At 53.0% G+C, this 17,332-nt stretch carries 16 protein-coding genes; 4 read left to right on the top strand and 12 right to left on the bottom strand.

Annotated elements, in window-relative coordinates; translation table 11 throughout:
- Positions 1-4: 4 nt before the first annotated feature.
- The 4 genes from HV213_RS04215 to HV213_RS04200 all read right to left on the bottom strand — a co-directional run bounded on the left by HV213_RS04215 (position 5) and on the right by HV213_RS04200 (position 4,417).
- Positions 5-475 (bottom strand): STY4534 family ICE replication protein, encoded by a 471-nt coding sequence (locus HV213_RS04215; protein ID WP_016807974.1) that lies wholly within the window; start codon positions 473-475, stop codon positions 5-7.
- A gap of 635 nt (positions 476-1,110) precedes the next feature.
- Positions 1,111-3,120, bottom strand: a complete 2,010-nt coding sequence (locus HV213_RS04210) for a DNA topoisomerase III (RefSeq protein WP_050310931.1) — start codon at positions 3,118-3,120, stop codon at positions 1,111-1,113.
- Between the two features lie 15 nt (positions 3,121-3,135).
- Positions 3,136-3,690 (bottom strand): hypothetical protein, encoded by a 555-nt coding sequence (locus HV213_RS04205; protein ID WP_045282283.1) that lies wholly within the window; start codon positions 3,688-3,690, stop codon positions 3,136-3,138.
- Position 3,691: 1 nt separating this feature from the next.
- Positions 3,692-4,417, bottom strand: coding sequence for a PFL_4669 family integrating conjugative element protein (locus HV213_RS04200; RefSeq protein ID WP_045282282.1), 726 nt, complete (start codon positions 4,415-4,417; stop codon positions 3,692-3,694).
- A gap of 68 nt (positions 4,418-4,485) precedes the next feature.
- Between HV213_RS04200 and HV213_RS04195 the strand changes: the two genes are divergently transcribed.
- The gene (locus tag HV213_RS04195; RefSeq protein WP_127791593.1) at positions 4,486-4,695 is read left to right on the top strand and encodes a hypothetical protein; all 210 of its coding nucleotides are present in this window, start codon (positions 4,486-4,488) and stop codon (positions 4,693-4,695) included.
- 12 nt (positions 4,696-4,707) lie between these two features.
- On the opposite strand, the gene HV213_RS04190 is transcribed toward HV213_RS04195, so the two are convergent.
- The 7 genes from HV213_RS04190 to HV213_RS04160 all read right to left on the bottom strand — a co-directional run bounded on the left by HV213_RS04190 (position 4,708) and on the right by HV213_RS04160 (position 11,526).
- A complete protein-coding gene (locus HV213_RS04190; RefSeq protein ID WP_045282281.1) occupies positions 4,708-5,946 on the bottom strand; it encodes an STY4528 family pathogenicity island replication protein in 1,239 nt (412 codons plus the stop codon).
- Between the two features lie 99 nt (positions 5,947-6,045).
- Positions 6,046-6,294 (bottom strand): ParE family toxin-like protein, encoded by a 249-nt coding sequence (locus HV213_RS04185; RefSeq protein WP_004115572.1) that lies wholly within the window; start codon positions 6,292-6,294, stop codon positions 6,046-6,048.
- Positions 6,291-6,878, bottom strand: a complete 588-nt coding sequence (locus tag HV213_RS04180; RefSeq protein ID WP_020899225.1) for a DUF2857 domain-containing protein — start codon at positions 6,876-6,878, stop codon at positions 6,291-6,293. Before HV213_RS04180 ends, HV213_RS04185 begins: the two co-directional genes overlap by 4 nt.
- Before the next feature lie 9 nt (positions 6,879-6,887).
- Positions 6,888-7,598, bottom strand: a complete 711-nt coding sequence (locus tag HV213_RS04175) for a DUF2786 domain-containing protein (protein ID WP_045282280.1) — start codon at positions 7,596-7,598, stop codon at positions 6,888-6,890.
- Positions 7,591-9,291 (bottom strand): ParB family protein, encoded by a 1,701-nt coding sequence (locus HV213_RS04170; RefSeq protein ID WP_039187764.1) that lies wholly within the window; start codon positions 9,289-9,291, stop codon positions 7,591-7,593. Before HV213_RS04170 ends, HV213_RS04175 begins: the two co-directional genes overlap by 8 nt.
- Positions 9,288-10,658 carry an SPI-7-type island replicative DNA helicase gene (dnaB-PI, locus tag HV213_RS04165; RefSeq protein ID WP_039187765.1) on the bottom strand — a complete coding sequence of 457 codons (1,371 nt, stop codon included), beginning with the start codon at positions 10,656-10,658 and terminating at the stop codon, positions 9,288-9,290. Before dnaB-PI ends, HV213_RS04170 begins: the two co-directional genes overlap by 4 nt.
- Positions 10,651-11,526, bottom strand: a complete 876-nt coding sequence (locus HV213_RS04160; RefSeq protein ID WP_039187766.1) for a ParA family protein — start codon at positions 11,524-11,526, stop codon at positions 10,651-10,653. Before HV213_RS04160 ends, dnaB-PI begins: the two co-directional genes overlap by 8 nt.
- An 810-nt stretch (positions 11,527-12,336) precedes the next feature.
- On the opposite strand from HV213_RS04160, the gene HV213_RS04155 reads away from it, so the two are divergent.
- Positions 12,337-12,744 carry a DUF1090 domain-containing protein gene (locus HV213_RS04155; RefSeq protein WP_181484870.1) on the top strand — a complete coding sequence of 136 codons (408 nt, stop codon included), beginning with the start codon at positions 12,337-12,339 and terminating at the stop codon, positions 12,742-12,744.
- A gap of 112 nt (positions 12,745-12,856) precedes the next feature.
- Here HV213_RS04155 and HV213_RS04150 read toward each other — a convergent pair whose 3' ends face one another.
- Positions 12,857-14,245, bottom strand: coding sequence for an SLC13 family permease (locus HV213_RS04150; RefSeq protein ID WP_181484869.1), 1,389 nt, complete (start codon positions 14,243-14,245; stop codon positions 12,857-12,859).
- Between the two features lie 546 nt (positions 14,246-14,791).
- Here HV213_RS04150 and HV213_RS04145 point away from each other — a divergent pair.
- Positions 14,792-16,162 carry a pyridoxal-phosphate dependent enzyme gene (locus HV213_RS04145; protein WP_181484868.1) on the top strand — a complete coding sequence of 457 codons (1,371 nt, stop codon included), beginning with the start codon at positions 14,792-14,794 and terminating at the stop codon, positions 16,160-16,162.
- 10 nt (positions 16,163-16,172) lie between these two features.
- The gene (locus tag HV213_RS04140) at positions 16,173-17,318 is read left to right on the top strand and encodes a trans-sulfuration enzyme family protein (protein WP_181484867.1); all 1,146 of its coding nucleotides are present in this window, start codon (positions 16,173-16,175) and stop codon (positions 17,316-17,318) included.
- Positions 17,319-17,332: the final 14 nt, after the last annotated feature.

The raw sequence follows: 17,332 nt of genomic DNA, 5'->3' as shown, positions 1-17,332 counted from the left end.
CGCATCAGAATGAGTTTTCTGCGTAGTTTTGTTGTGCGGCAGAGCCATTCTGCGGCGGCACGGAGTCAGATTTTTCAGTCTTGTAGACCATGTCCTGGCCTATTTTGATCCAGTCCACCTTTATCAGGCGGGCTTTCAGACTGACACGCTGTTCGCCGGCATGCTCGCCCTTGTTCAGCGTAAATATGTCCGTGGACGGATTACTCAGGTTAAAGCCCAGCAGGACTTTTTTGTCTTCATCGACGGCTTTCTGGCAGCGGGCGATAAGGCTGGTAGCCTCTTTACCTGCGACAGAAATGTCAAAACGGACGTAGGCCGGATTGTCAGTCGGACCGCTCAGTGCATTGATTACGCAGCTGAGGAACGAGCCATTCTGATGGTTAACCTGGCGGATGTTGCTGAGATACCCGATGCCTTTAATAGTCAGGTTGAAGTACTCAGATTTTGCAGATGCAGAAGTATTGTTTGCAGACATGATGTTTTCTCCATGGAGGTAAAAATAGGTACGACGGAGAAACCATCTGCCCTGACGGGAGTGGTTTCCCGTCGGGGGTCAGGATCGGTTGAATCCTGAGAGTCTGGTATGTTGAAGGAACCTTCATCGCCGCGTCGTAATGCGCTTGTACAGGCGATATCTGCTTTCAAAGGTGCGCAGATGTACCAAAGTTTGCTCCCTTTCAGGTTACAGGAGCTTTAGCTGTAGCCACCCGAAGGCGATTCTCACAGGCTACTGAATCATTGGTGGTCGTATGAACGACGGTTTAGCACTTTTATAATTAAACCGTCCTCCCGGAATGTCAACGGTCAAAATGGAAAACGTGATCCGTAAAAATAAAAGGGCACCGTTTCCGGTGCCCTGGGGTCGGTGCCTTAACCTGCGGTCGTCTCATCTGTCTCCGGGGAATAATCCCGACGCGGTTTTCACGGAGTGCATGCGTCTTACAGGTCAGTTAGTGTGCAATAACTTCCTGCCAGGCCTGCTGGGGGTAAATCCCGTTAAAGTTTACCTTACAGCACCGTGGCCAGCGGGGCACCTATGCATCAAAGCCTGGCAACAATAGCAGAACCCGGCCCGGGGTTGTACAGTGAAATAGTTCAATACTGCGCGGATTATTCTGTTTTAGCCTTAACCGATGTTTTTTTACGCTTCGCTGCTTTCTTCTTACCTGTACTGATAATTCCCTCACATTCCGGATAGCGTATGCACCCCCAAAAATCACCATTTTTACCTTTACGTTTACGCGTGGGTCCTTTGCATAACGGGCAGGGAGGCGTGACGGGAGCAGTAATTTTCACACTGTCCTGGCGGCCTTTTTCGACAAGGTGACGGGTCCACTGCAGCTGCTTTTGCATAAAGACCGCAAGCGACATTTTCCCCTGCGAAATATCATCCAGTGCCTGCTCCCATAATGCGGTCATGCCCGGGCTCGTCAGCGTTTCCGGCAGGGCCGCAATCAGCTCCCGGGCCATCTGCGTTGAGTGGATGTGCTTCCCTTTTTTCTCCAGATAGTGTCGTTTGAAGAGGGTTTCAAGCACAGCCGCACGCGTCGCCTCTGTGCCCAGACCGGCGTTATCACGCAGCACTTTCTTGAGCTTGGGGTCACTGACGAAACTGGCCGCGTTCTTCATGGCAGCAATCAGCGTCCCCTCCGTGAACGGTTTGGGCGGACTGGTTTTCATATCCTTAACCTCAGAACCGGTGACAGCGCAAATATCCCCTTTTGCCAGCGCCGGCAGCGCCATACTGTCACCGTCGACGTCCTCTTCATCGTCATCTTTTTCAGCCTGGAACAATGACTTCCAGCCCATCACCACACCGACTTTCCCGCGTGTACGGAACAGCTGGCCACCGATATTGAAAGAGGCCTCCGTCACGTCAGATTCCTGCAGCGGAAGGAACTGGGCGAAATAATGCTGGCGAATCAGCTGGTAGGCCTTCAGCTCATCGGCACTGAGGCGTGACAAATCAAATGCCTGTCGGGTGGGAATGATGGCATGGTGCGCGGTGATTTTTTTGTTATTCCAGACACGCGAGACAAACTGCCTGTCCAGCTGATTCAGTACTGGGGCCACAGCGGGATCGGATTTTGCCACTGCCGCCAGAACGTCGGGTATTTCCTGCTGCATCGAAGTTGGAAGGAAACCGCAGTCTGTCCGGGGGTAGGTGGTCGCTTTATGGGTTTCGTAAAGTGACTGAGCAATGGCGAGCACTTCATTTGCGCCCATGCCGAATTTTCGGGAACAGACCTGCTGAAGGGTGCCCAGGTCAAAACAGAGCGGCGCAGCCGTTTTCTCCCGCTTCTGTGTCACCTCCAGTACCACAGCCCTGCCCTGCTGCTGACAAAGCTGTCCCACCGCCCGGGCTGCCTGGGGATTGATGCAACGCTTTTCCTCGTCACAGTACTGCTCAACGGGCACCCAGCCAGCCCGGAACCGGACGCCCTCTTTTTCAATAAGCGCTTGTACCTGCCACCAGGGCTTTGGCACGAAGGACGTGATTTCATTATCCCTGTTAACCACCATAGCAAGCGTCGGCGTCTGTACCCGCCCGACGGACAGCACTTCTGACACCTCTGAGTCACGGGCCTTAAGGGTATAAAGACGCGTCAGGTTCATGCCGATGAGCCAGTCCGCCTGGCTCCTTCCCTTGCCGGCATCATACAGCAGGGTTGTTTTTTCCCCCGGAAGAATACTGCTCAGTGCTTCCTTCACACTGGCCTCATCCAGGGCTGATAACCAGAGCCGGCGCACCGCGCCACTGTAGCGGCAGTATTCCAGCAGCTCACGCGCGATAACTTCTCCCTCGCGGTCGGCATCGGTGGCGATGACCACCTCAGAGGCCTTTTTGAGCAGCTTACTGATAACGGTGAACTGCGATTTTGTCTGCTCTTTGACGACCATTTTCCAGGCCTCAGGCAGCACAGGCAGAACATCGGCACGCCATGGCCTGCCATACTGCTCGCCATAGGCTTCAGGGCTGGCAGTTTCGAGTAAATGGCCGACCGCCCAGGTCACAACGATGTTACCGCCGCTGATAAATCCCTGCTCACGCTTGCTGATACCCAGCACGCGGGCAATATCCTTTGCCTGGGAGGGTTTTTCACACAGAAAGAGTTGCATGTGTTGCCTCCCGCATCAGCGTTTTTCACCCGCCGCAACAGCGCGGACATCATTCATCAGCTTCGTGACGCCGGACCCGGCCAGACGCTGTGATGATGATGAGCGATAGACAACATAGAGCCTGCTGCCGGACCCGTTTTTCTCGATTTCGATATCCAGGTGATCACGTCCGTTCCAGTCGGAGCCCATTTTGTAGTAGCTGCCCGGCATGGCATCCCAGACGGGATGCGCATCATCTTCAGCCGCCGCCTTCCAGTCCCCGTCATTTGCGGCCTGCCGCAGTGCTTCAAGCTCCTGCGTGGAGATAAATTTGTAATGGCGCTTCAGGCGGGCCGCCGCGGTATCCACATCGACCGGCACGGAGAACGTTTTATCGACGGACTGCAGGGCCTGTTGCCCCGCCGGGCTCATCAGAGGCATCCCGCCACTTTCTCCGCTGCTGTTGCCGCCCAACGTTTTTGTCAGGTTTGCGGCTATGTCACTGACCTGTTTATTAATCGCAGCCCAGTCCGTTGTTGCGCATCCGCTCAGTAAAAAGAAGGAGGTGAGGAGGAACACAGGGCGAATCATATCATTCCTCCTCTGCTATGGTGTTTTTAAGCGGAGGTGAGAACGAAGAACGTTTTTTACCGCTTAACACATCCGGATCAGGTTCGCCATTTCGCTCAATGGCAACAAGCCCTTGCGTGGTTTTTTCTGCAATATCACGGCGAGTCACTGCAAGTGTTCGGTAAGGCTGAATCACGCCATAGACCTGACGAACAGCATGGCCACCATTGTCCAGGATAGCGTCACGTTGCGAACGCGAAATCAGTCCGTAATGAAAAGCCTGGAAAGCTTTCATTGCTAACTGATCATATCCAACCAGAAGCCATACGCACCGGTATCCTAACGGTGAACGGCTGAAAACGCTGACATTTAACGGATCGGCTGATTCAACTTCCGAGAGCGTTACCCCTTTGGGTACGGCTGACAATATGGCATCCAGTGAACTGACGTTTTCATTAATTTTAAGTGTTGCTCGTTGTAGGGCTTCTTCGAGCCGTACCAGAGCCATATCGGCATAGGGATTATCTGCCGCTGAGTCTCGGGAAGCATTACCAGCTCGCGCAATGGCTTGCGGCATACTGATTATTTCAGGCCTCTTTTTTTTCACCCCTGTCTCGTCCGGAGAATCACGTTTCCTGCCCTCCCAAAGCCGGATTGCATAATGTGTATGGAGCAGGATATTAACAGAGGACTGTAGGGCCCCCGCTCGTGAAGCGGTTGTTCCGCCCTTTGTTTTACCATCAGACATGTCTAACGCCTCTCTTTAGTGGGTAATGAGTTTTGACACGCTTGAGATAGTCCGGGCGAGAGGGGTATATGAACAACTTAAAACCAGATCGTCACCGTTACAAATTTGCAGAACCTTCATCTCTTTTATGGCGAAGAAGTATTGCCTGGCTTTCAACCAGTGTTGCCACTGGCAACAGTGCTTACTTTTTAGCCAGTGTTGCCACTGGCAACAGCGCTCACTTTTTAGCCAGCATTTTGCTGACAAAAGTGCAAGACTTCATGCTCCGCTGCCTGTAAAAATCTGCAATCTCATGAATTTATGATTTTTTCCCGAATTTTCTTCACCAGATCCCTGATATTTTCCTCCGATACCGGGCGGGCAGAGGCGCGTGGTTCGGGTTTCCATTGTTGCTGTTCGGGACGCTGAACTGTTTTTTGCCCGACACTGTCAGATATATCGCCACCCTGACGGGGCGCGTATAACCTGCCCTCACGCGCCTTCTTCATCACGGCCAGCAACCAGCCAACCGGGTTGCTGAGCTGCTGGCGTGCCATCACCTTTTGCAGGCTGAGCAGCACAAGTTGTGCCTGCTCCTCAGGCAACGCCTGCAGCTGTGCGGTCAGCATGGCAATATCTTCTGCCGGAACAAGTTCATGCAGACTGTCGGGAAGCACAGGTTTACCCGGTACGTACGTATTTTTATTCACACTGTGTGTGATACTACGTACGTAATGGTTCGGTTTCCGAACCCGGTCATAACCGCCTGTTTTTACTGGCAGTACGGATTCCGAACTCAGTGAGTTGTTGTGCCTTTCTGGACTGAGTTCGGTATCCGAACCCTGTTTTTTAGCGACGATTCCTGGCCGTTTATGACTGAGTTCGGTTTCCGAACCCGGTGCGGGACAGGGTATTCGGTGATGATGTTTCGACATCTGGCTGGGCGTCTGTGGGCTGTCCAGACGCGATTCGATCAGCGCAAGATGGCTGCGATAATGGCGCATGGTGGGGTCGTTTTTTATATCGTCGAGCACTTCGCGGGCGGTCTGGCTGATAGTCCGGTTTTTACTCAGGCAGGCATCCGCCACAGTATCAAGGAAGCGGGGGTCGAGCATTTCCGCATCGCTGAACGTCAGGGGCTCATCGTGCTGAGCATAGATATTCCCCCGCACCCGCCCTTTATCATCCCGCACACGTTTACAGAGGCTGAGCCAGCCGGTTATTCGCAGCATAAGCAGGACGCGGCTTACCGTTTCCCTTGAGGCTTTCCCCTTTCCGGGTGAGGCAAGCTGCAGCTGCAGTTCGTCATAGCTGGGGAAAACCGCCCCCTCATTATTTTGTGCATACAGCCGGATCATCATCCAGCCCATCTTGTCCAGTGGTGACAACCGCGTGTCGAGCAACAGCCGGCGGGGAATGGAATCTTGCACATTTCCGGTAAACAGCAGGCCGTTACGTATCCTGCCATCATCCTGCCGGGGACTCGCCTCAAGGCGGGCATTCATTTTATCCAGCGTATAAGCAATCAGGCTTTCTGCAGGCAGACTCATTATTTTTCCTTTTCGGCCGCCATCGCGGCCGTTCTGAACTGTCAGTATGCTTAGTACTGCACCCGCGTACGGGTGCAGGGTAAACAGGCTGTCATGCTGCTATTTACGTATGGCGCTGTTATAGCGTTCGTGGCTGAGAAGAAGCCATGTCCGGCCTTCGTTGCGACTCAGCAGACGCCAGAACGGGCCGAGATCGATTTTGTAGTAACCGCAGCCTTTCTCATCGAGCCGGGTGTAATTACGCGCCCCCTGCCGGAAACGGCGAACCTGACGTAACGCCTTCTGACAGCATTGCGGCGGCGTACCATGGGGAGCCCGCAGGCCCGGCGCAACCATCCTGTATTTCATGCCGTCTTCCTTACCGGCGTTCGTGCCGGAGAAGGCTGCCGGGTCTTGTGCCAGCCACGGACCGCATGCCAGACGGACGTCAGCGAGACGTTCATCTGTTCTGCAGCCAGCATCATTACGTCCAGCCCGTCAGCACTTTCCGCATCTTCAACGCCGGACTTTTGCCACTGACGCCACAGGGCGGCGTTTTCCTCATCACCCAGTGCGTTACCGCGCCCCGGCCGGACATCGATACCGGCAATACGACGGCGGGCCGCCACGTCCGTACTGGAGAGCCCGAAGTAATTGGCCATCAGTTCAATGGAGCCGCCCAGCGCCAGCGCCCGATCGATACGCTGGAGTCGTTTCTGTTCAGTCCGGGCCTGTTGTAGCATGCGCACCAGATTGCCGTGATTGATGCCCACACTGATGATCGACACTTCGCTGCCGGAAAGGTAGTGAAGCTCTTCGAGCGAGAGCCCCTGCAGCATCTGCATTTCCTCGCGGTTCAGTCCCAGCGATTCGCAGCGGCGCAGATAGCCACTTCTCAGATCCATAACCAGCTGCATCAGCAATCCGTTGGCAGCCTGAGATAAACTGTTCATCCTTCCCCCTTAATCCTGACGGTAACCAATGGCTGCCGGACCCCGGCCGCTCACACCCTGATGAAGACGGGCATTTTGTCCGGCTTCATACCCCTGATAACGTGCTGTATCCGCCCCGCGACAGGCTTTCAGTTCACGGGTTGTGACTGTTTTCATACTGCGGCTTTCCAGCCAGTGGCTCATCACCTGCTGCTCTTCGCTGCTGATGTCAGTCGCCGATATCACCTCACGCACCCCGCATACCCAGCCGTCACGGAACTGCTCCGCTCTCGCCCGGCGTGTGGCCAGTTTCAGCCGCTTACTCTGGGCTTTGAGATAAGAATTTGTGGCATCTTTCAGCTGGCGCGTCAGCACATCAAAGGCATAGGCTGCTATCTCAGGTTTTTCACTGAATCCGTAAAAGGTTACCGAACGGCGATACCCGGCAGAGGTCTGACGCCATGAGTAATAAGCGCGGCAGCCAAAGGCATGACAGACGCCCCGGACAAGGGTCACCATCCATTCCGGAACTTTTTCAGCATCCCAAGGGGCCGTGCGGGAAGACGCTTCGCGCACAGATGTAAGACCGGCGTCAAGCTCGCTGATACCGTATCTGGCCATCAGCTTCTGGGCACGCTGCAGGGCCAGTCCTGCCTCATGGGCATTACTGTTGCTGCGGCCCAGCTTCAGCAGTTTCCTGACTAGATTCAGCAGTCGCAACTGTCGCTGTGAGTTATTCATCACTGTTATCCTCCCCGTACGTCAGACCGCGTTGCAGCTCCCGAAGACGGCGCATAACGCGCATCAGGCGCAGCAGTTTCAGGGCATCTTCATCTGTCAGGACAGGTGCTTCCCCTTCACCCGGGCCGCCGGTGAAAAGCTCCGGCAGACCACACACTCCTGCCGCAGGATGCAGCGCAGGCGCTTCGCCGGTCAGGCCCAGCAGAAATGCGGCGGCTTCAGAACACACCTCACCTGCCCCGACGTAACCGGCAGACATGTCATTGTCGCGTTGAGGAAGAATTTCATCTTCGCAGCCAAGGACCTCACCCAGCTCCCAGGCCAGACGAAAAGCGGTATTCTGCAGGTGTTCGATATCGTCCTGATGGGCCGGCACATGCCAGATGCTGTCATGAGTCACCAGCGCGTCATCCTGCAGGACAACTTCAGGTTCTGGTGTTAAAAGAGAAAGCAGGCCATCCTCCCCATTGTCCTCTTCTCCACCATTCTCTTCTCCGTACCCATCGGAGAGGGTAACCAGCCCGCTAACATCCCCGCTCTCACCTGAAATAACCGGTGCCGCACCGTACATATCTGGCTGAACCTCATGCCGGGGGGGCTCATTAATCGGTGTTTCAGTAGGAGAAGACGCATTACCCGGAACGGGCGTTACAGCCCCTCCTGAGACCTCAGGACGTGAACTGGAGACAGGTAGCGGGACGCCTTCACTCTCATCTGAGCCTGTGGTATGCAGGGCGTGATCAGCATTAACAGGCTTGTTTGCGGCGGGAAAGGCAACCGTCTCCGGCTCGCCAAAGTGATGTCTGCGGTTGCGTTCTTTAGGATCGAGTTCCATCATCCAGCGGTCATAGTCCAGTTCCGGATGGGGTAATGCCTGCAGTAAATCACCAATAAATTCATCGCGAAACATCTCCAGAGACCACAGTTCCGGGGAGTTGAAACGGCCACAACACTGGCCAAAAACGTCGCTGAAGGATTTGTCGCCTGTGTCTGAAATCAGGCAAAACTCACCCCACACGCGTTCCGCATCATGCCGGAGCGCCAGCAGCGCCGTTATCTGCGGCCTGCCGAGCCCGGACTCAAGCAGGTCTGGGATCCACGGATAAAGATATTTCAGCGCATCTTCCATACGGCTGACTGTTGAGTAATGGACTGGCAAACCTTCATGGGTCAGTAGCTCTGACAACTGACGCAACGAAACCGTCTTTCCCATCTGCTCTTCATATATAGAGCGGGCTTTATGGATCCCCTGCGCTTTTTCAATAAAGCTCAGCTCCCCGCGCACTTCATTCTCTGCCAGATGGCCGATAACACACTGCAGCCGTCCCGGCCACGGCTTGAACAACACATGGACGCGGAAAAACCGGTCTTCTCCGGTCTCCAGCCACAGTTCTGACAGGATCTGATAACGTGTATTCCCCCCGTCGCTGAAGATGTACATATCGGGCTCACCATCCGGGTCACGGGTGACTTTGGGTACGGTGTCCAGCCCGCGCGAACGGATGGAAGCCTTGATATCGTCATAACGCGGGTTGCGTGATGTTCGCGGATTATCAGGATTCGGGCTTAACTGGTCGAGCGTCAGGACCATGGGCATTTCAGCCGCCGGCATGACGCTGATATTGCCGGCCGCCTGCGACTGGCGTCCGGGCTGCAGCATGGCAGCCCCCACATTAGAACTTTTACGGCTCATGCCTGTTTCCTCCCGCTGCGGTAACCGAAGTCATAGCTGCCTTCCTGAAACTCCGAAAAGAGGGTGTAACGCCCGTCAAATTTGACTTTTACCGTGCCGGTTGGCCCCTGACGCTGCTTGCCGACAATGATCTCAGCCACCCCGGCATCAGGGGTGCCGGGGTTATAAACCTCATCCCGGTAAATAAACATGATGAGGTCTGCATCCTGCTCCAGCGCACCGGAGTCACGCAGGTCACCATTATTGGGGCGTTTATCGGCCCGCTGCTCCACAAGGCGGTTGAGCTGGGAAAGCGCCAGTACCGGACAGCCCAGCTCTTTACCGAGCGCCTTAAGCGAGCGGGAAATTTCCGCTATTTCCTGCGTGCGGTTTTCCTGCTCGGGGGAGCGGACAAGCTGCAGATAGTCCAGCATGATGAGAGAGGGTCTGCCGTATTTGCGGACATAGCGACGGGCGCGGGCGCGCAGTGTGGCCGGGGTCTGGTAACTGGTATCATCAATGATCAGACGGTTTTTCCATTCAATAATGCGACCGGTAGCCGCTGACACGCGAGCCCAGTCTTCATCATCCATGTTGCCGCTGCGAAGCCGGGACAGCTCTACCCGGCCTTCCATCGCCAGCAGGCGCATCATCAGCTGCTCTGAGGGCATTTCAAGACTGAACACAAAGACGTGATCGTCAGGTTTTGCGCCCACGGCCGCGGTGCAGGCGGCCATGGCCAGCGACGTTTTCCCCATGGAAGGACGGGCGGCCAGCAGAGCCAGATCGCCGGGCTGGAGACCACAGGTCATCGCGTCCAGTTCACTGAAACCGGTCGGTGTCCCGGTGAGGCCGTCACTGGCGGGCATGCTTTCCAGATGCGTCAGCAGTTTATCCAGCGCCTCGTTAACGCCGGTCTCACTGTTAAGCTGCATGGCTCCCTGTTCGGCAATGTTAAACAGCTTGCCTTCGGCCGACTCAAGGATGCCGGCCGAGCTGGCTTTCGGGGCCTGCACATCGGAAAGAAGACTGTTACCCACTGTCATCAGCTGCCGCAGGCGGCTTTTCTCCGCCACCACCCCGGCGTAAGCCAGGATATTGGCTGCAGACGGCGTGTTTTTACTCATTTCAGCCAGATAAGCAAAGCCGCCACACTGTTCAAGGTCGCCTCTGTTCTCCAGCCGTTCCGTAATAGTGATGAGATCGAGCGGTAGCCCTTCTCCGGCCAGCTCGGCCATGACGCGGAAGACCATACGGTGCGGCCGGGAAAACAAATCTTCCGGGGAGATTTGCAGTATCACCTCATCCCACCGGTCGTTATCAAGCATCAGGCCGCCTAATACAGCCTGCTCAGCCTCATAAGAGCAGGGCATCATTATCTCAGACATGGCGCACCTCCCGGGTCAGAACGTCACTGAAATGGCTCTGCCACTCAGGGAACAGTTCACACGCGAGGTCGTGCATGGTGACCGCTGCGGCCGGACCTTTGCGACGCGTTTTGTATTCCAGACGATGCACGGGCTGCTGCTTGACGTGTCCCAGTTTGAAAATATCCAGCGCCTCGATACGGGTATTGAGTAAACGATAAACGTCACGGTTGCCCAGCGCAGAGGCGTCGTAATGTTTTTCGTTAATGATGGCGGCAAGACCGTCCATTGCTTCACGGTCAAGCAGAGTGTTTTCGATACAGTTGACGAGAATGGAAATATCAGGAAGGCGGATACCGTAATTTTCATAGGTTTTCAGGCGGGTAAGCATATGAAGGGAGCCGCGGATAAATTCACGGACATCCGGAAGGATGGGTTTAACAACGCCCATCACATTACCGGTAGAGGAAAGGAGGGAAAGTTCGGTCATGACGCCTGTTGCGCCTTTCGAATCCACAATAATGACGTCATAACGGTTAAAGAAAGGATGCTGAAGTATGTTACGCAGGCGCAGACGGCCGTCTGCAGCGTGGAGCATCGCGGTCGGCAACAGTTCATCCGGGTCGTTAGAGTAGATGACATCGAGATTTTTTATGGCGGTCTGCGAAATGCATTGCGTATGGTCACTGACCATCTGCATCAGCAATTCATAAAGACCGAAAGGGGATTCATGCTCCAGCGCGAAGATACTGCTGGCTGTGGGCTGGGAATAGTCTGCATCCACAAGGAGGGTGTTCAGACCGGCATCGGCAAGAAAACCGGCAAGGTAAGCAGCAAACGTGGATTTGCCTTCTCCACCTTTGGGAGAAATAACGGGAAGTATTTTCATTTTGCACACTCTTTACAGTATGCAAATACGCCTGTTTACAAACTATTAACTTTGACTCAGGGATTGAAAATCCCCGTGTCCTTGGTTCGATTCAGAGTCCGGGCACCACTATTTAGAAGAACCCGCCTATGGCGGGTTTTTGCTTGTGGAAAAACAGACTCTTCATCTAACTACATTCGATTATTCGCCACACAGCGGCTTACCCCTTCGGGGCCAGCACGGCAAACGCGCTGTTCAACGCCTCCGGCAATAGTCCGAGTCTGGGTACCACTATTTTAAAGACCCCCATTTTTGCTTTCGGGGGATGTCGCCCAGATGTGACTCACGAACGACTTATGGTTGAAATAGATGCCATTATATTAGAGACCGAAGCCAGGATTCATAGACCAGAATAATATGCTGCCAGCAATCTGGAATCAGTCCGAAAAGAGCGATAAACGGGTACAATCCGTTTTATCGCTAACAAAAATCACCTTACTGCCTCCGCATCAAGAACAAGCCATTATAAATCACTCAACTTTCATATTTTAATTTATATGGTACTAATCAATACAAACCATTAAGTCCAATATAGATGCAACTTAAAATATCACAGGTATAAACAGAGATTATCTAACTGCACACTTATAAAGCTGAAAATCCGGATATTATAAAAAAATCACACCTAAAAAAATAAATAACATAAAAAAAACCATTTAGGAACATTCTCAACCACATGGACATTGAATATCCCTCACACTCATGACATCATTTTAAGTTATATATTTACAAATCAGATATTGTTTTTACCCTATCGATGAAGGATTTATCGTGAAGTATATAATAAAACCATTAGCCTGTTTTTTCTTACTCAACGCTATGTTTTCAGGCATAGCCACTGCATCTAATACTCTACATGGCTGCGCAGAAAAAGAGTACCGAATCCAAAAACAGCTAGAATATGCCAGAACGTACGGAAATATACATAGAGTCGAGGGACTGGGGAGAGCGCTAAAAAAAACTCGACTCTACTGCACAGATAATAAAATCACTTCCGGATGGCAGGAAAAAGTAGCGGATAAAGAAGAAAAAGTCAGTGAGAGAATGGCAGAACTTCGTCGTGCTCAAGCATCCGGCAAACCGGATAAGATCAGAAAAAAAGAAAGGAAGTTACAAGAGGCAAAAGATGAGTTGAGGGAAGCCCGGTCTGGACTTATTCAATCAATAAACACGCATTAAAGAAAAGATAACGGCTTAACCAGCATGGCTTCATGATTTTTATGAGCACAGAGTAATAACGGGATGGATTAAAAACACAGCGGTCAACAATGACCGCTGTGTTGGCTTTAATTCACACCCAAAATAACATGCTAAATCCAGTCAGGACGATAATACAAGCGATATTCAAAAACAGGCCGGCACGCATCATCTCCTGCTGTTTGATATGGCCAGTGGCGAAAACGATAGCGTTTGGTGGTGTCGCCACGGGCAACATAAAAGCGCATGAGGCCGCAATGGCAATCAATACCGACAGAATGACGGGAGACATACCGAAAGCTTCGGCAACTGAGGCAAACACAGGAATGAGCAAAGCGGCGCTGGCCGTATTACTAGCAAATTCCGTTAAAAATACCACGAATGTTGCAATCACCAGGATAATGATAAATATCCCCATATGAGCAACCATCCCGCTAATCTGGTTTGCCAGAAACAGGCTGGTGCCCGTCTCTTTCAACACATTACTTAAGCAGATACCACCGCCGAATAATAACAGCACGCCCCAATCAGCCGTTTTTTCTATATCCTTCCAGTGAACCACCCGGGCGAAATTCACTAATATTATGGCGCTTAAAGCAACGATGGTATCAAAAGATTTAAAACCGCCCAGCAGATCGTTAATGGGTCCACTGAATACCCAAAAGAATACCGTAAGCCCAAAAATAGCCAATGTGACTATTTTGCCTTTATCCCAATCGACCTGTTCAGTATTCGTTTCAAAGGTTCCCTTAAGCTCCGGCCTGAACACGAGGTAAAGAATCGCAATAGCGACAGGAAGTAATATGATCATTGCCGGGAAACCGAACTTCATCCAATCAAAGAAGGAGAGTCCAACCTCCGCTGCAGCTATCGCGTTTGGCGGACTACCGACGATTGTCGCCATCCCCCCAATACTTGCGCTGTATGCAATACCGAGGAGCACAAACACATAGGTCGAATGGCTGCTTTTGCCGTTTACTTTACTCAATATACCCAATACTAACGGCATCATCATTGCCGCCGTCGCGGTATTACTGATCCACATTGACAGTAAGGCCGTCACGCCAAACAGCATAAAAACAGCGAGGCTCATTTTACCCCGCGCCATAGCTAATACCTTATCGGCAATGACTTTATCAAGCCCCTGCACATGCATCGCCGCAGCCAGAGCAAAGCCACCGAGGAAAAGGAATATCGTTGAGTTTGCAAAACTATTCAGCGCTGCCTGAGTGTTGAATACCCCAAGCAACACTGCCATAACGGGAACTATCACCGCCGTAACGGTAACGTGTAGCGCTTCTGTCAGCCATAACACAGCGATAAAAGCGAGCATACTCAGCCCCATGACCACTTTTGGCTCATAGGGGAGCGTGTTGTAGAGAACGATAAACAGAACAATATCGAGCAAGATGATGATGCTGTTACGGTTAAAAAACCACTCATGGGTATTGGTGGGTAAAGGACTCATGTCGTTTTTATTCATACTAGCTTCCTTGTAACTGGTTACTATTGAATCATTACATGTATATATCCTTTGGGTATGAATTATGTTCTTATTTTGTTAACTGGATCGTTCCAGGCTATTTTCTTCTGCGTCGCTTTTCCTGGATAATATTTCTGGAATATAGTTTCCTGATACAGGCTATTTATTGAAACAAGTGAGCATACCTTACTGTGCAATTTTTTCTTACCTGAATTGCTGTCGACAGGTATCAATCCGGTATATCCGGGCTTGATATTTACACCAACGTCTAAGGATTCGCCTCAGACTACCATCGATTATTTTCGGCAATCCTTTCCTGAAACAAACATAAAGCAGCGGGTAAAAAACCATAATTAGGTGAAAAATACGCCAAAAAGGCCCTATTCTGGAAATCGACACGCCCAGGCGGCTAACAACCTTTCCCTCTGGACGTCTAAATAGCATCTTATATTACTTTTTGCGCTTAGAAGCAGACAAAAATTCTTTAAAATGCCATTTTTTCAGCCCTACCATTCAAATCATCTTGGTACGAATGGGTAAAATGTCATGTCAGTTTTTCATTCCGTTAGTGACCTTATTGGCCACACTCCCCTGCTCCAGCTGCATAAATTGGATAGTGGCCCCTGTAGCCTGTTTTTAAAACTGGAAAATCAAAACCCCGGCGGTTCGATAAAAGACCGTGTAGCGCTGTCGATGATTAATGAAGCCGAACGACTGGGGAAATTAAAACCCGGCGGCACGATTATTGAAGCCACCGCCGGGAATACCGGCCTGGGTCTGGCGCTGATTGCGGCGCAGAAAAATTACCGCCTGATTCTGGTCGTGCCGGACAAAATGAGCCGCGAGAAAATATTCCACCTGCGTGCGCTGGGGGCGCAAGTATTGCTTACCCGCTCGGACGTCAACAAAGGCCACCCAGCCTACTATCAGGACTACGCCCGCCGCCTTGCCGACGAAACACCCGGGGCTTTTTATATCGACCAGTTTAATAACGAGGCCAATCCGCTGGCCCATACCACTACCACCGCCCCGGAAATCTTTCAGCAACTGGAGGGCAATATTGACGCTATCGTCGTTGGCGTCGGCTCCGGCGGAACTCTCGGTGGGCTACAGGCCTGGTTTGCTGAGCATTCGCCTAAAACGGAATTTATCCTGGCGGATCCGGCAGGTTCCATTCTGGCGGACCAGGTCGAAACCGGGCGCTACGGCGAAACGGGATCCTGGCTGGTTGAGGGGATCGGCGAAGATTTTATTCCGCCGCTGGCCCATCTTGAAGAAGTCAAAAATGCTTACCGCGTCACCGATAGCGAGGCGTTCACCACCGCCCGCGAACTGTTGCAGGTTGAAGGCATTCTCGCGGGTTCTTCAACCGGCACTCTGCTTAATGCCGCCCTGCACTTCTGCCGGGCACAGACCTCCGCCAAACGTGTGGTGACCTTCGCCTGCGACAGCGGCAACAAATATCTATCAAAAATGTTTAACGATGACTGGATGCGCCAGCAGGGCTTTTTGAGCCGCCCTTCGCGCGGCGATCTCAGTGACTTTATCGCCCTGCGCCATGACGAAGGGGCTACCGTCACCGCCGAGCCGGACGACACGCTGGCCACGATCCTCGCCCGTATGCGCCTTTACGACATCTCGCAGTTGCCGGTGTTGGAAAAGGGCTGCGTGGTCGGCATCGTCGACGAATGGGATCTGATTAGCCACGTCCAGGGTGACAGCCGGCGCTTTTCTCTACCCGTGAGAGAAGCGATGACCCGCAACGTAGAAACCCTGGATAAACATGCACCAGAAAGCGCGCTGAAAGCCATTTTCGATCGCGGCCTGGTGGCCGTTATCGCCGACAACGATCGTTTTCTTGGCCTTATTACCCGCAGCGATGTGCTGACCACCTGGCGTAACCGACTCGAACATTAAGGACTTAACAATGACCAATTTGCATACACTGAGCGTACATAGCGGCACCTTTACCGACGAACACGGCGCGGTGATGCCGCCCATCTACGCCACCTCCACCTTTGCCCAGCCCGCGCCGGGCCAGCATACCGGTTACGAATATTCGCGCAGCGGTAACCCAACCCGCCACGCGCTGGAGACGGCAATTGCTGACCTGGAAAGCGGTACGCGCGGCTTCGCCTTTGCGTCCGGACTCGCAGCAATCTCTACCGTACTTGAACTGCTCGATAAAGACAGCCACCTGGTCGCCGTAGACGATGTTTATGGCGGTACTTATCGTCTTATCGAAAACGTTCGTCGCCGCAGCGCCGGTCTGCGGGTGAGCTGGGTGAAGCCGGACGATCTGGCTGGCATTGAAGCGGCCATTCAGCCCGACACGCGGATGATTTGGGTTGAAACACCAACTAACCCGCTACTTAAGCTGGCTGACCTCCGCGCTATTGCCGCCATTGCGCGGCGACACAATATTATCAGCGTCACCGACAACACCTTTGCTTCACCGGTTATCCATCGTCCGCTGGAATTGGGCTTCGATATCGTGGTGCACTCGGCGACCAAATATCTTAACGGCCACTCTGATGTGGTTGCCGGTCTGGCGGTGGTTGGCGACAACGTCGCACTAGCGGAAAAGCTGGGCTATCTACAAAACGCGGTGGGCGGCGTGCTTGATCCGTTCAGCAGTTTCCTGACGCTGCGGGGTATTCGTACCCTGGCCCTGCGTATGGAGCGCCACAGTAGCAATGCATTATTGCTCGCCGAGTGGCTGGAGCAGCAGCCGCAGGTCGAAAAGGTGTGGTTCCCGTGGCTGGCCTCGCATCCGCATCATCAACTGGCGCGCGAGCAGATGGCGCTTCCCGGCGGGATGATCTCTGTGGTGGTCAAAGGCGACGACGGCTATGCCGAACGGATCATCCGCAAGCTGAAGCTGTTTACCCTCGCGGAGAGCCTCGGCGGCGTGGAAAGCCTGGTGAGCCAGCCGTTTAGCATGACCCACGCATCTATTCCGCTGGAGCAGCGTTTAGCCAACGGCATTACTCCGCAGTTGATTCGTCTGTCGGTAGGGATTGAAGATCCACAGGATCTGATCGCCGACTGGCGTCATGCGTTGCGCGACTAAATGCATCGCCCGCC

The sequence above is a fragment of the Klebsiella sp. RHBSTW-00484 genome (assembly GCF_013705725.1).
Taxonomy (GTDB): Bacteria; Pseudomonadota; Gammaproteobacteria; order Enterobacterales; family Enterobacteriaceae; genus Klebsiella.
The sequence above is the reverse complement of the archived record's forward strand: the minus strand, read 5'-3'. Positions and strand labels throughout refer to the sequence as shown.